The sequence below is a fragment of the Sorangium sp. So ce295 genome (assembly GCF_051527405.1).
GTDB classification, from domain to species: Bacteria; Myxococcota_A; Polyangia; order Polyangiales; family Polyangiaceae; genus Sorangium; species Sorangium cellulosum_B.
In genome coordinates this window covers 4,746,314-4,761,032 of record NZ_CP150324.1, presented here as the reverse complement: position 1 = coordinate 4,761,032, position 14,719 = coordinate 4,746,314, and the positions used below count along the sequence as shown (strand labels likewise).

Genomic DNA, 14,719 nt, shown 5'->3' with positions numbered 1-14,719 from the left:
TGTGGTTCCTCCCTTCGCTCCCAGCGAGAGCCTATCCCACGACCGACCGCCGGAACATCGCGCCCGCCACGCGCCCCTCGCCAGGCCGACGGGGAGGCGAGGATCGTGCGGGATCGGGCACGAAGCGGCGGAGCGAGCATCGCCGGATCGTCGGCCCCCGGGAAGAGCCACAGATCCGCCTGTCCGGGCGCGCGCCGGGGACCGATGCCAGCGAGCTGCGCGTGAAGCTCGAAGAGGACTTCCCAGACCGGCAGCCTCGCTCCAGCGAGATGGCGGCGAAGCTCGTCCAAGCTCATCGATGCGGGCGCGTCGCGGGGACCGAGATCGAGCGTGGCGCGAGCGCGCGCTGACAGGCTCTTCAGGAACTCGTGCTGTTTGGTCTGGACCACCATGACGCCACGCCACCGCGTGATCCTCGCGGCCACTCCCCCTCCCTTCGTAGTCTATTGCTGCGAGCGCTGATAGGTATTCCCGAAGTCGTCCTGCACCACGACGGCGAGCCCGTCCACCGCCTCCACCACGAGCTTTTCGTCGATCACCCGCGTTCGAAAGGCCCAGCCGTCGGGGAGCGTCAATGTCTCGCCGAGCTTCGCGAGCGACGCCTCGTCCTGCTGCACCTCCTGCACGCTGTACGACTGCAACTCGTAGATCGCGCCCTCCGGATCGACGAGCTCGTAGACGGTTTTGCCCGCGTCGTAGCCCCACGTCGTGTCGCGCCGCACGGTGCGTGTCTCGTAGGGCTTCGCCTTGCCCGCGGCCTCGGCGAGCGCGACGGTGAGCGTGCCCGTCTTGCGCATCTCGATGCCGCCGAGCGTGCGCACCTCCGGATCGAGCACCTTCGAGCCCTCGAAGCTGTCGATCATCCAGTGGCGCGGGCCGTTCATGACCACCACGTCCGCCCTCGTCTCGGCCTTCACCTCGGCCTCATCGACCGCGACCCACGCCGCCTCGGGGCACTCGTTCAGGCCTTGCGTGTTGTACACGTCGATCGTCACCGATCCCGCGCCGAGATCCGCGTCGCCGAGCAGGATCTCGCAGTAGCGGCTCCCCCGCAGGACCTCCTGCGCGGGCCCCGGCGTCTCGGTTTCGACGGGCTCCGTGCTGCCACAGCCGACCGCGGCGAGAACGAGCGAGAGGAAAACGGAGAGCGACGACGGCTTGTTCATGGCGTGTACCTCGGGCAGAAGGCGTTCGTGGAGCGCGCGGATCGCGCCCTCTTTCCCCTACTCCCGCAAAAGGTCCCGCCGACCCGACACGGCCTCGGTCGATTTTTCTCCGCGCTCCGGCAGCTCCGGCAGCTCCGATGGGCGCCTGTCATGGCGGCGCAACACCCGCTGTCCGCGCGACGGTCACCTGTAACGTCGCCGTACCACCTCGCCGGGAGACGCGCGGCCAGATCCGCCGCCGCCGCGCCGCTCCCGAACATGGCACGGCGCATGCTCTTGTCCCCGGCACGCAGCGCGGCGATCATGGCCGCTTGTGTCCACGCTCGGCGAGCTCGCCGTTGCCGTGAACGAAGGCTCGAAACTCTCTGGACGAGGAGATCGCGATGAAGCGCTCGGTCGGTGCGCACGGGATGGTGATGGGCGTCGGGCTCCTCATGGCGGCTTGCGGGCCGGCGTCGGAGTCGGAGATCGAGATCGAGCTCGACGCACCAGGGCTCGAGGCGACGGTGATGAAGCCCGGTATCCCGGACACCAACGGGACCCCGAAGCTCGCGTGGCACACATGGAAGTACGCGGTGGTCACGGCGCTGCGGAGCCCGCTGCTCCAGAACGACCAGATCCACCCGGCCATCCTCGCCACCAAGATCCTCGACGAGGCGGCCCCCGGGGGCGTGGACGGCAAGGAGGTCTTCGATCACACCGTCCGCTGCGCCGCCGCCGCCGGCACCGTCGTGCACCACGGCGAGGAGGTCTACCTGGGGCGGGGCATGGTGAGCAGCGCGTCGGCCTGGACGGAGGAGGGGCTCTCCGATGCCGTGATCGGCAACGTGCTGGAGTGCGTGATCGCCTACGTCAACGACGTGACCGACGGCCTCAGCGTCCTGCTCACGGGCACCCAGGTGACCGACGACGGGGCGCCTCACACCGAGTACATTCACCGCGAGGCGCTCTGGTGCGCGGTCCCCTCGACCGCGTTCGGCGCCGAGGTGTCCGTCTATGCAACGGCCCCGTTCATCGCCCATTGCGATGTCGACCCTGAGTCGGCGCTGAAGCAGCGGTACTGCTACAAGCCGGGGACCTGCGGCCTCAACTACATGGGGCTCCTGGCGGACAGCATCGATGACGGCACCTGCCAGCACGTCGGGCCCGGCCAGTTCATCTGCAACGACAAGCCGTGCACGATGACGTGGCTGACGGACATCGAGCCCGACTGGTGCCGTGAGCCCAGGCGCGTGCGCACGATCGATCCCGCGCTGTTCCCCCAGTGAGCGCCGCGGGCCGCGGGGGCGGTCAGGGCGCGGCGGGGTCGGGCGCCTGGCCCGCGAGCCGCCGCGCCTCCGCGAGGCGCGCGCCCTCGGTCCGGGCGCGCAGCGGCTTCGCCAGGAGGGCCGCCTCCAGGGCCTCGGCCCCGCGTCCGGCGGCCTCCCGCCGGGCCGCCGCGCCGGGCGCGGCCGCGGCGCGCAGCAGCCAGAGCCCGCCCTGGGCCACGAGCGCCCGGTCGAACCGCGGGTGGAGCCCGAGCGCCGCGTCCGCATGCCGGAGCCCCTCCGCGATGTCGGCGGCGGCGTCCCCCCCGTGATCCGCCCGGTGGGCGGCGCGGACCTCGTGGATCTCGGCCAGGAGCGCGGGGAGCCGGGGATCGGCGCGCTGCCCGCCGAGCAGGGGGTCGAGCACGGCGAGCGCCGCGTCGAGCCGCGCCGCGTCCGGCCGGCCGCGCTGCGCGCTCCACCGGTAGGCGAGCAGCTCCACCTCGGCGCGCTGCAGCCGGTCCGACACGTCCCAGGGCGCCACCGCGATCTGGCGATCGAGCGCCTCGCGCGCGATCCGGATCGAGGGCGACGGGTCCTCACCCCGCGCGACCCCGGCGCGCGCCTCGAGCACCGCCAGCATTGCCCGCAGCGACTCCGGGAAGGCCGTCGCGTCCGGCGCCACCTCCAGCGCGCTCGCCCGGACGCGCGCGAGCGCCGGGCCGGGATCCGCGCCCGCGTCGAGCGCATGCAGCGCGAGCGCGTGCTCCAGCCAGACCCGCCAGTAGGGCGCCCAGCCCCAGGAAGGGTCCTTGTGATGCATCCCCTCGATCACCTGCTGCGTCCGCTGGACCGCCTCCTCGGGAGAGCGGCCGGCGCGGACGAGGTGCTCTGCCTCGTAGACGCCGGTGACGAGCCGCGAGGTGCGCGCGCCGTCGAGGCCGGGGTCGAGCGCGAGGACCTGGTCGCAGCGGGCCGCCGCGCGCTCGAAGGAGCCGCTCGGGTCGCGGCCATGCAGGGAGTCGTGGCGGCCGAGCTCGGCGTGGACGGAGCAGAGCTCGGCGAGGGCCCAGGCGAAGTCGGGCTCGCGCTGGAGCGCGGCCTCGTAGCCCTGGATGGCGCGCTCCAGGTCCGCGCGCTGGTCGCGGCCGAGCATGTCGGCGTGGTACGCCCGCGCGCGGGCGACCGCGGCGGCGACGTACCGGGCGAACGCGTCGTCCGGGCTCCTGTCGAGCGCCGCCTCGGCGCGCGCGGTCGCGGCGCGCAGGGCGGCCTCGGCGTCCTCGCCCGGCTGCATGCCGCTCGCGGCCCACCAGGCGAAGCAGTTGTGGACCCAGGCGAGCTTGACCAGCGCCTCGGGGCTCCGCGGGCTCGCCTCGAGCGCCCGCTCGCAGGCCGCCTGCGCGCGCTCGAAGCTCGGGCGCATCGAGTCGCCGCGCTTGCCGGCGGCGTTCATGGTCTGGGTCCAGAGCTCGCACGCGGCGGCGTGGACCGAGGGGTCGGACCGGCCGTGATCGGCGGCGATCCGGTACGCCTCGGCGGCGCCGTCGAAGTAGCCCTTCATCCGGTCGAAGTCGAAGGCGGCGGCGTCGTGGCGGTGGCGGCTCCCGAGGGCGAAGAGCACGTCGCCCTCCAGCTTCTTCGCCTCGTGGAGCCACGGCGCCGCCGCGAACGCCTCCCGGGCCCTCTCCAGCGCCTCGTCGTGCCTGCCCTCGGCGAACGCGAGCAGACCTTCCACGTAGGCGGGCGCCTCGATGGCGCCGTGCGCCGGCGCCTCGCCGGCGCCGCCCAGCGCCGCGCGGAGGTGCCGGGCCGCCGGGGCCTTGTACTCGACCTCGAGCGCCGCGATCCGGGCCTCGCGCTGCGCCGGGTCGCGGATGCGGCGGGTCTCCTCCAGGGCGCGGCGGTAAAGCTCGGAGAGCGCCACGCCGGCGGCGTGGTCGAGCCCCGGCGATCGGTACCCGGCCCGCTCGGCCGCGCGGAGGTGGTCGAGCGCGGCGCGCGGCTCCTGAAGCGCCAGCAGGCCGCGGCCGAGCGCGTACTCGCCGGGGCCGCGGCCGACATCGCCCGCTGTCGCCATCCGGGCCTCGACGGCCCCGAGCCGGGCGCGGACCACGTCGCGCTCGCGCTCGACGTCGTGGAGCGGCATCGCGTGGGCGGCGCGCAGGAAGAGCTCCATCTCCTTCACGGTCTCGCCGAGCTCGCGCGCGAGCTCCGCCTGCTCCGCGGCGGCGCGCCGGCCGCGGACGAGGAGGCCGGCGACGACCAGCGCCACGAGCAGCAGCGCGGCCGCGCTCGCGAACGCCGCCCGGTGCCGCCGCGCATGCCGGGCGAGGCGGCGGCTCAGGGAGGCGCGGCGCGCGAGCACGGGATCGCCGTCCAGGAAGCGCTGCAGGTCCTCGCCGAGCGCGCGCGCCGACTCGTAGCGGGCGCCGGGCTGCTTCTCGAGGCAGCGCATCACCACCGCCTCGAGATCCTGGGGGATGTCGCGGTCCAGGGTCCGGAGCGGCGGCGCGTCCTCCTCCAGCACCTGGCGGAGCACGTCCATCACGGTGCCCCCGGTGAACGGCGGGCGGCCGGCGAGCAGCGCGTAGAGCGTCGCGCCGAGGCCGTAGACGTCGGTCCGCCGATCGAGGGCGTGCACCTTCCCCGCGGCCTGCTCGGGCGCCATGTACGCGGGGGTTCCGAGCAGGGCGCCGGTGAGGGTGGGCCCGCTCTCCCCCGCCTCGCGCGCGATGCCGAAGTCCATGAGGTAGGGGCGGTAGGCGCCGTCCGTGCCCCGCTCCAGCATGATGTTGCTCGGCTTGACGTCGCGGTGCACGAGGCCGAGCCGGTGCGCCTCGTGGAGCGCGGCGGCGATGGCCCGGGCCACGCGCACCTTCTCCTCGAGGGTCAGGTCGCCGCGGGCGTCCTGGAGGGAGGGGCCGTCGATGCAGCGCATGACGAGGAAGGGCACGTGATCCGCGACGCCTGCCTCGTGGACCTCGCAGACGTTCTCGTGGCGGAGCCGCGCCTGGGAGCGCGCCTCGCGCAGGAAGCTCCCGTCGATCTGCGCGCCCGCCGAGAGGAGCTTGATGGCGACGCGCCGGCCGAGCCGGAGGTCCCGCGCCCGGTAGACGACGCCCATGCCGCCGCGGCCGAGGAGGTGGAAGTCCTCGAAGCGGGCGTGGAGCGAGGGCGGTACCGGCGAGGGTGGGATCGACGAGGGCGCGGGCGTGGACCCGCGCGCGTCGGCGGAGCGCCGGCTCTCCTCGCCGAGGCCGAGATCGGACGTGGCCTCGGGCGCGGCGGGCGTGGCCTCGAACGCGGCGGGCGAAGCCCCGGGCGCGGCGGGGGGAGCCCCGGGCGTGGCCGGGCCGGTGACGGTCGCGTCGTCGCGCCCGCGCCGCGGCCACGGCGGGGCGTCGACGCGGGGCTCGTCACCGTCCACGGGCACGATCATCGGGCCCGGAGGCCGTGGCGCTGGAGCAGCCGGTGGACGAGCTGGCGGGAGACGCCCATCGCGTCGGCCGCCTGCGAGATGTTGCCCCCGTGCTGCCGGAGCTTCTCGGTGACGTAGGCGCGCTCCAGCTCCTCCAGCACGACCTCCCGCGCTTCGGGCAGCGGCAGCTCGAGGAGCCTGCGGAGGCGGGCATCGCCGGGCCCTGCCGGCGGCGCTCCGGAGGGCGCCGCGCCCGACGAAGCCGCTCCGGAGGGCGCCGCGCCCGAGGGATCGAGGCGCGTCGCTTCCGCGCTGGCGCTCCCCTGCGGCGCCGGCGGCGCGGCGCCGAGGATCTCGTGGAGCAGCTCGGGGAAAAGAACGAGCCGCGCGACGGTGTTCCGGAGCTCGCGCACGTTCCCCGGCCAGTCGTACGCCTCCAGCAGCGGGAGCGCCCCCGGCGGCAGGTCCGCGAGCGCGCGCGGCGGATCCCGCGCGACGAGGAAGCGCTCGACGAGGAGCGGGATGTCGTCCTTGCGCTCCCGGAGCGCGGGGACATGGACCTCGACCACCGAGAGCCGGAAGTAGAGATCGGCCCGGAACGAGCCGTCCTGGGCCTTCGCGCGCAGGTTCCGGTGCGTGGCCGCCACGATCCGCGCGTCGAAGGGGACCCACTCGTTCGAGCCGAGCCGCCGGATCTGCCGCCCCTCGATGGCGCGGAGGAGCTTCGGCTGGAGCTCGAGCGGGAGCTCGCCGATCTCGTCGATGAAGAGCGTGCCCCGGTTCGCCTGCTCGAGCAGTCCTGGCCGCGCCGCCGCGGCGCCCGTGAACGCGCCCCGGGCGTGGCCGAACAGCTCGCTCTCGACGAGGTTCGGGGCGATGGCGCCGCAGTCCACGACCATGAAGGGGCCGTCCTTGCGGCGGCTTTGCGCGTGGATCGCCCGCGCCAGCACCTCCTTGCCGGTGCCGGACTCGCCCAGCAGGAGCAGCGTCTCGTCGGTCGGCGCCGCGCGCTCCAGCCGGGCGAACATCGCGCGCATGGGGAGGCTCCGCCCCGCCGCCTCGCCGAACGCGTCCGCGGCGGAGAGCGGCAGGACGGCCGCGGGCCCCGCGGGGCCGACGACGATCTCGGAGCCGCCGACCGTGGCGGGGACGCGCGGCGGGAGGAAGGCCTCGCGGATCCGGACGTCGCGGATCAGCGTGCCGTTCTTGCTGCCCAGGTCGCGCAGGAGCACGCCCTGCTCGGTCAACCGGATCTCGCAGTGCCTGCGCGAGGCGCGTGGATCGGCGAGGACCAGATCGCAGTCGGCGCCCGCGCCCACGACGAGGGGGCGCAGATCGAGCGGCGCGGTGAGCGTGCGCCGGTCCGGGAGGGTGACGGCCACCGAGACGGCCGGGAGCCGGAGAGAGCGCCCCTCATCGAAGCTCGTGAGCGTGCAGGCCTCCCCGGAATCGTCGCCCATGATCGCCATGGTGCCCCTGGAGGGGGCCGCGTCAACCCGGAACCGGCGCGCCCGCGGGCCGCGCCCGCGTCTGCACCGCACGCGCACGCGCACGGGTGGAGCGCCTGCAGGACGGCTGTCACGCCGCCGCGACAGCGCCCGTCGCGCGCGCGTGACAGCTGTCCCGGCGGCGTGTCGGCGCGGGGCGAAGCGCTCGCCGGAGACGCGTGGATCCGCCTGGAAACGCGGCGATTCGCGCTGCTGACCGATCCCGGCACACGCGTTGCGATGCGCCCCTCGAACGCGGCGAAACGCGGATTGAGGAGGATGCGGACATGACGTCTCGAAACAGCGGCGCGGGCAACGTGGATCACCAGGGGATCGCCGGCGCGCGCCGATCGGCGCGGCTCGGGCTCGTCGCGCTCGCCGTGCTGGCGAGCGCCGTCTCGGCGAGCCGCCCTGCGGCCGCGGTGAGCGCCGAGCCCGGGCTGCGCGAGATCCAGCTCGACGCGACCGGCGCGACCTTCCGCGCCGAGGTGATCGGCGACGAGCACTTCGATTACCTCCGGATGGCGGACGGCACCGCCGTCGTGCTCAACGCCCTCTCGGGCGACTACGAGGTCGCCGAGCTCGGATCGGACGCGCGCGGCGCCCTCAGGCTCGTCCCCTCCGGGGTGCTGGTCCGCGATCTCCGCGGGCACGGCGGCCCCGTGGATCCGTCGCTGCTCCAGCGCATCGACGATGAGGCGCTCGATACCCTCTGGGAGGCGGAGATCGCACATTCCCGGGGCGCGCTCTCGTTCGCGGCGAATCCGACGGTGATCTCCGGGATCCGGCGCCCCCTGCTGACCATCCTTCTGGAGTTCACCCAGGGGGGCGGGCTCGCCGCGCCGGGCGCGTTCACGGGCAACTTCAACACCGACTTCGCGTACTGGAAGCAGACGATGTACGGGAGCCTCCCTGGCTCGGTGAACCATTATTACGCCGACATGTCGCGCGGGAAGTTCTCCTTCATCCGTGCGAAGGAGACCCAGGGCACCGCCAACGACGGCATCGTCCGGATCAAGCTCCCGTTCGCGCACCCCAACAGCAAGAAGGATTTCTCCCTCCTCCAGCTCTACCTGAAGGAGGCGCTGGTGCTGGCGGATCCCTTCGTCAACTTCGCCTCTTACGACACCAACGCAGATGGCAAGGTCCGCGGCGACGAGCTCAACACGGTCTTCATCGTGGCCGGCTACGAGACAGCGAACACGAGCAAGACGCCCTCGATCTGGGCCCATGCGAAGGGCTTCGAGGACCCGATCACCCTCGACGGGAAGGTCCTTACCGGCTATGCCGCGCTCGGCGAACGGCAGGTCCACTCGGTCGGCGGCGTGCCCACGACGATGCCGGCCACGGTGGGTGTCATCGTCCACGAGCTCGGGCACTCGGCGGTCGGCCTCCCGGATCTCTACAAGGGCCCTACCCCGCTTGGGTCATGGTGCGTGATGGCGAGCGGGAGCTGGGGGAGCACGAGCGGCTCGCCCGCGGGCTCGGTGCCCGTGGCGATGGGCGCCTGGAGCAGGATCAAGGCCGGATTCCTGGCGCCGACGGTGATCGAGCCCGGGTCCCCGCCGCAGGACATTGCCATCGTCCGGACGGCCGGCGCGGAGTTCCTCGGGCAGGGCGTCGCGCCGACGATCTACAAGGTCGAGACCTCGGATCCGGATCAGTACTTCCTGATCGACAACCGCCAGAACGAGGGATACGACCGCGGCCTGCAGCGCTGGCTCGACTTCGATGACGTCTCCGGCGGCGTGGCCATCTACCGCGTCGACGAGGCCAGGAAGGCGGGCGCCGGGAAGATCGCGGTCATGGCGAGCAACCCGAGCTCGCCGAGCTCCATCGCCAACCTCTACAACGACGAAGGGGGCCGGACCTTCACGCCGTTCACCGACCCGAGCAGCGACGACGCGGACGGGCAGTTCACCGGGCTCTCGGTCACGGACTTCAACGTCTCCGGGCCGATCATGCTCGCGCACGTGAGCTACGTCCCCTTCGCCTGCAACGCGATCACCGCGTCCGTGGCGGAGCACGAGATCCACGGTCGCGCCCACAAGCAGATCGTCGACCTCGGGGACGACCAGATCTTCCTTGGATACCGCACAACGGGCGTGCAGCAGGCGCTCGGGTTCGACGAGGACGAGATCGTCACGCTCCACGTCGAGGCGCCCGGGATGTGGAGCGTCGGGGAGTGCGACTGAGCGGCCTGGCCCGGCTTGCCTGATCGGTCCCCACAGGCACGCGTCCGGGCCGATCTCATGGCGTTCGTGTACGCGCCGGATTGGAGGCGAAGCCCCCGGCTGCCCTGCAGCAGGGCTTCACCGGCTATCTGCAGGGCGATGCCTACGCAGCGTAAGGCGCGATAGTGCGCGGAGGCGACGGTGGCGAGATAAGTCTGCCCGGGCCCTGGGCAGACGCCGCCCCGCACCCAGCATCGTCGACGCCAGCGAGAGCCGCCAGGGTCGCGCCCATGACGACGGCCGGGCGCTTACGAGCAACCGACCAATCACTACATCAGCCAGCATGCCTGCGGCTTGACCTCACCGGGGACAGTATCGACCGTGCCAAGAAAATGAGCACCGCTCTAATCCCAGAACGTCATGGTCGCCGATCCTCCGAACGATTTATACACATAAAACTCTGCCCGATCATTGTCACCGTCAACGAATCCGCCAATGCCGCGAAACGCCCCGCATGCACCGGGACGCAGATAGACATAACCGACGTACTCATCCGCATTGGAAGAGTCATCTTCATACAAGCTGTAGTAGCCCGAAGGACCAGACTCAAGGCAAATCATGAAATCTCCTCCGGCAGACTTCACCACTGCACTGGTGTAAGAAAAACTGGAAGAGCCCACGTAATCCCACTCTCCCGACCCAGCAGACGCCGTCGAAGACGTCATGACCAACGCAACCGCCGACACGAGAAGAGACATGCAATATCTTTTGAATTTCATCGCAACCTCTATTTTTTGTCTTGAATTTCAGCCAACCTGTTCACCATCACAACCCAATGTACGCGCACTAAGACCGACACTTGCGACAATCTATCAATCACTCATACGGCAACAAGATCGCCCTCCTCCGGCCCGAGCTCGCTGGTGATTGAGAGCAACAGAAGGCGCTCGCGCCCGACACCGGGCCGCATTCTCGCGCGTGCGCCGCAACATGCCAGCAATGTCGCCTCAATTAACCGTCAACTCGATGGAATCACTTCGCGATTCATGGCAGGCGTGCGCAGAAGCGACAACAAGAGCAAACAAATGACGAAGCCACGATGCTCATGCATAGAATAGTCCATGTCGTTCGTTTACTACCAACGACCCCAGCAATGAAAACAGCTCCACCGCCCGAGTCCAGAGCACATCAGACGACGCGCCCCGAGATACGATTGTCATATAACCACGAAACACATTCGTCAAACCCATGACCGAATTCTGATTCAAGACATCGTTTCGACCGCACTGTCACACGCCATATCTGCCGCTGGCCGCTGGCCGCTGCCGCTGGCCGGCCATTGTTAGGCAGATTATGAGCAAAGAACTGCGTAATTACGCAGCAACCGAAGCAGTCTTTATTATACGCATCACCACGCGCACCGGCGGGATAGCGCCGCTGCCTGCCAAACAAGCGCGTAAAGCTATTCGCGCCGCCTCCGGTTTACCCAGGATGAGCCCTAGCGACAAAAAGCCAGCTCATACAGTCACAGCGTTGCTGCATATCCAGCTGTTCTCAGGCATCAGGCCTCACCGTCGGCGACGCCGCAGCCATTACGAGGTGAACGGTAGTCTCACCTGCGGCGGGACCGCTGTTCCCCCGGCGGAGGGAGGGCCATCCCCACCGTCTCGAACAAACGTCCCGTGTGCTCCCAGAGAGGACCAGGGCCCAGTCGGGCCCGGAAAGGAACAGCCATTATGCCCCCGCTCAGGTGGACACCGCCAGAAGGCGCCAGCACGCAGGGAGAGCCGGCGGTCACCCGCCCGCGGCCTCCTTCTCGTTCACGATCAAGGACTTCGCGCAGGCCAAAGCGTCGCGCATTCCAGCGGCGGAGTGCTCGAAGAACCTGTCCTCCGCGCGGTTGCCGTTCTTGTAGATGACGAGCTTGATCGGACCCATCTCCGCGCCCCACTCGATGTCGATCGTGTACCGGCTCGTCCCCTGCTTCACGAGCCGGCGGGTGATACGCCGCTCCTCGCCCTTGAAGTGAGGACACCAGCCGTCGTACGTGACCCCGATCCCGTCGTGTTTCTCCGGAGAGAAGGCCGGATCGGTCACGGCCTCGACGACCGCGCGGTAGAGCGGATCGTTCGCGCGGAAGCCCGCGAGCCACACCTCGTACCGCTTCCGCTCTTCCTCGCGGGCCTCGCGCCTCGCCTGCTCCTCCTCGGAGATCCACTCGCCCTGGAGGACGAGCTTCAGGCCGTCGCGCCGGAACGTCAGGGTCGCGGCGATCGGGGCCTCGGCCTCGTCGCCCCTGGCCGCGTCGGCGCGCGCCGACTGGTAGCAGACGATCGTCCCGTCGGCGTTGAACGCCGGCGGGCGCCGATCGGCGTCGATCATCGCGGTCGCCTCGATCTCGGGCCACCCCGACATCGGGTCCGCGAAGTCGAAGAAGCGGAGCTCGTACGGGCACGCCCAGATGCATCCTTCGACGACGAGCATCGCGGCCGACGGCTCGAAGCGCATGTCCGCCCAGCAGAAGCCTATCCCGTCTCTCGCCTCGTCCGGCAGGTGATCTCGCCGCTTTCCGGTGTCGAGCTCCACCACGGTCTGGCCCTGGTAGTCCTCGCCGCACACCAGGTAATCGTGGCCGTTCGCATGCCCCTCGACGAACAAGAAAGGGAACGACCCGTAGTTCCGCTGCACGACGGCGACGGGGTCGGTGGAGCCGGTCCTGTAGACCTCGCCCTGGGCGTAATCCCAGCTGCCACTTCCGGTCGAAAAGCTCGACACCACGAGCCTGTACTTCCCCGCGGGGCTCGAGATCTCGTGGCGCGAGCCCTCCCGCTCGTTCTCCGGTCGGAAGAACGCCGCCTTCTCGGCCTCGCACGCCGCTGATTCGTGCGTCATGTCTCCTCCGCGCCCCCGGCCTCATCCGGCTGCGCTGCGCCGAGTGTACCCCGGGCGCCGGGCTCGGCGCTGTACCTGTCGCGCGACTGACACAGTGCTTTCGTGCGGCGCGTCCCCTGTGCCTTCACCGGCGAACACCGCCTCCTTACGCTCCGGTCCATCCCCGACCGGAGCGATCTGCGATGACCGAGCTGCTGCCCCTCCTGACCTATTGCTTCGTGATGTCGAGCACCCCTGGGCCGAACAACATGATGCTCACCGCCTCGGGCGCCAACTTCGGCTACCGCGGATCGCTGCCGCATCTCCTGGGCATCAGCGTGGGCGGCGCGGTCCAGACCTTCGTCGCCTGCCTGGGCCTGGGCGCGCTCTTCGCCGCCTACCCGGCGCTGCACGCCGTGCTGCGTGTGACCGGCGCGCTGTACCTGCTGGTGCTGGCGTGGAAGCTGACCGGCGGCGCCGCGGTCAAGGGCGCCGAGGTGCCTCGGCCGCTGTCGTTCGCGCAGGGGGCGCTGTTCCAGGCCGTCAACCCGAAGAGCTGGGTCAAGGCGATCACGGTGGCCTCGGTGTTCATGCCGGCGGGCATGGGCGTGGCGAGCGGCGCCCTGCTCGTGTCCGTCGTCAGCCTCGCCATCACCTTTCCATGCACCTCGGCGTGGGCGCTGTTCGGCGTGGCGATCCGGCGATTTCTGACCGATCCGCGACGGCACCGGCTGTTCAATGGCATCATGGCCGGCGCGCTGGCGGTGCTGGCGCTCCTGTTCCTGCGTTGACCCATGTTCTCGCTCGACCGCGACTCCGCCGTTCCCCTGGCCGACCAGATCGAGGCGCGGCTGCGCGCGCTGATCGAGGGCGCGCAGCTGCCGCCCGGCGCGCGGCTGACGTCGATCCGCCAGCTGGCGGGTCAGCTCGGCGTGAGCCCCAACACCGTGGTGACGGCCTACGATCGGCTGGTGGCGGCCGGGCTTGTCGAGTCGCGCGGCACGGCCGGGTTCTTCGTGTGCGAGGCGGCGTCGGCCATGCCGAGCGAGGCGTGGCTCGAGGCCGGGGAGGAGCAGGAGCCGGTGTGGCTGGCGCAGCAGTCGAACGACCAGCGCGCCGGCGTGCTGCTGGCCAGCAGCGGCGCGCTGCCGGCGAGCTGGCTGAGCGACGCCATCCCGGCGACGGTGCTCCAGCGCGCGCTCGCCCGGAGCGACGCCGGCATGGCGGCGCGCTGTCCGCCGCAGGGGCTGCCAGAGCTACGGGAGCGCATCGCGACGCTGCTGCGCGCGCAGGGCATCGCGGCCGACGCGGGCCGCGTGCTCACGACCTGGGGCGGCACGCACGCCATCGACCTGATCTGCCGGAGCACCCTCCAGCCGGGCGACGCGGTGCTGGTGGAAACCCCGGGCTATTTCCTGCTGTTCGGCCGCCTGCGGCAGGCGGGCTACCGCCTCGTCCCGGTGGCGCGAAGGCCGGACGGCGTGGATCTGGGGGCGCTGGAGGCTGCGTGCCGCGAGCACCGGCCCAAGCTGATGTTCCTCCAGAGCGTGCTGCACAACCCGACCGGCTGGGGCTCGAGCGCCGCCAACCTGCACCGCGTGCTGACGATCGCGCACCAGCACGGTGTCCTCATCGCCGAGGACGACGTGCACGGTCACTTCCACCCCGGGCACCCGACGCGGCTGGCGCAGCTCTCCGGGCTGGACGGGGTGGTCTATTATTCGAGCTTCTGCAAGGCGCTGAGCCCGGCGCTGCGCCTGGGCTACATCGCGGCCGAGCCAGGGCGGCTGAAGCCGCTCCTGCGCGAGAAGATCTATTCGGTGCTGACGAGCGGCGCGCTGAACGAGCTCGTGCTCCTGGAGGTGCTGTCGGCCGGCAGGTGGCGCAAGCACATCGACCGGCTGCAGCAGAAGCTCGGCGCGGCGCGGAACGCGGCGGCGCGCCGGCTGCGCGACGCCGGCGTGCTGCTGGACCACCCGGGTGAAGGCGGGCTGTTCCTCTGGGGCACGGCGCCGCGCGGGGTGGACGTCGACGAGCTGGTGAAGGACGCGTACCTCAACAAGATCCTGCTGGCCCGCGGGGCGACGTTCATGGCCGATGGGGCGGGCGATCCGCATATCCGGTTCAATGTGGTGTTCAGCCAGCACGTGCGGGTGGCGGAGTACCTGGAGCAGCGGTTTGCGGCCGTGGCGAGCGCGCGGGGGGCGATGGCGAGGGCGGCAGTGGGGGTGTAGCGGGTGGGGAGGCTCCCCGCCCGCGCACCGCGGCGAGCCCTGTCGAGGCGCGCTAGAATACCGATCACGTTGAAACCCGGAGAATTTTCACAGGGAGGCGGGGAGGCGGGGAGGAAGAA

Annotated in this window: 9 protein-coding genes; 4 read left to right on the top strand and 5 right to left on the bottom strand. The window is 71.1% G+C overall.

Features of this window, described 5'->3' with window-relative positions:
- Nucleotides 1–443: 443 nt before the first annotated feature.
- Nucleotides 444–1,166 carry a hypothetical protein gene (locus tag WMF11_RS17960; RefSeq protein ID WP_437978313.1) on the bottom strand — a complete coding sequence of 241 codons (723 nt, stop codon included), beginning with the start codon at nt 1,164–1,166 and terminating at the stop codon, nt 444–446.
- Between the two features lie 383 nt (nt 1,167–1,549).
- Here WMF11_RS17960 and WMF11_RS17955 point away from each other — a divergent pair, with 383 nt between their 5' ends.
- On the top strand, nt 1,550–2,434 hold the full coding sequence (locus tag WMF11_RS17955) for a hypothetical protein (protein WP_437978312.1): 885 nt from the start codon (nt 1,550–1,552) through the stop codon (nt 2,432–2,434).
- A 22-nt stretch (nt 2,435–2,456) separates the two neighbouring features.
- On the opposite strand, the gene WMF11_RS17950 is transcribed toward WMF11_RS17955, so the two are convergent.
- A complete protein-coding gene (locus WMF11_RS17950; protein WP_437978311.1) occupies nt 2,457–5,855 on the bottom strand; it encodes a protein kinase domain-containing protein in 3,399 nt (1,132 codons plus the stop codon).
- A complete protein-coding gene (locus WMF11_RS17945; RefSeq protein ID WP_437978310.1) occupies nt 5,852–7,294 on the bottom strand; it encodes a sigma 54-interacting transcriptional regulator in 1,443 nt (480 codons plus the stop codon). The genes WMF11_RS17950 and WMF11_RS17945 overlap by 4 nt, the downstream gene beginning before the upstream one ends.
- Before the next feature lie 314 nt (nt 7,295–7,608).
- Between WMF11_RS17945 and WMF11_RS17940 the strand changes: the two genes are divergently transcribed.
- Nucleotides 7,609–9,516, top strand: a complete 1,908-nt coding sequence (locus tag WMF11_RS17940) for a M6 family metalloprotease domain-containing protein (RefSeq protein WP_437978309.1) — start codon at nt 7,609–7,611, stop codon at nt 9,514–9,516.
- Between the two features lie 383 nt (nt 9,517–9,899).
- Here WMF11_RS17940 and WMF11_RS17935 read toward each other — a convergent pair whose 3' ends face one another.
- Together WMF11_RS17935 and WMF11_RS17930 are read right to left on the bottom strand one after the other, a co-directional pair.
- Entirely contained in the window at nt 9,900–10,274 is a 375-nt protein-coding gene (locus tag WMF11_RS17935; RefSeq protein ID WP_437978308.1) for a hypothetical protein, read from the bottom strand.
- 1,015 nt (nt 10,275–11,289) lie between these two features.
- Entirely contained in the window at nt 11,290–12,387 is a 1,098-nt protein-coding gene (locus tag WMF11_RS17930) for a hypothetical protein (protein ID WP_437978307.1), read from the bottom strand.
- A 182-nt stretch (nt 12,388–12,569) separates the two neighbouring features.
- On the opposite strand from WMF11_RS17930, the gene WMF11_RS17925 reads away from it, so the two are divergent.
- Together WMF11_RS17925 and WMF11_RS17920 are read left to right on the top strand one after the other, a co-directional pair.
- Complete coding sequence (locus WMF11_RS17925; protein ID WP_437978306.1) at nt 12,570–13,157, top strand: LysE family translocator; 588 nt, start codon at nt 12,570–12,572, stop codon at nt 13,155–13,157.
- Between the two features lie 3 nt (nt 13,158–13,160).
- Nucleotides 13,161–14,600, top strand: a complete 1,440-nt coding sequence (locus tag WMF11_RS17920) for a PLP-dependent aminotransferase family protein (RefSeq protein ID WP_437978305.1) — start codon at nt 13,161–13,163, stop codon at nt 14,598–14,600.
- Nucleotides 14,601–14,719: the final 119 nt, after the last annotated feature.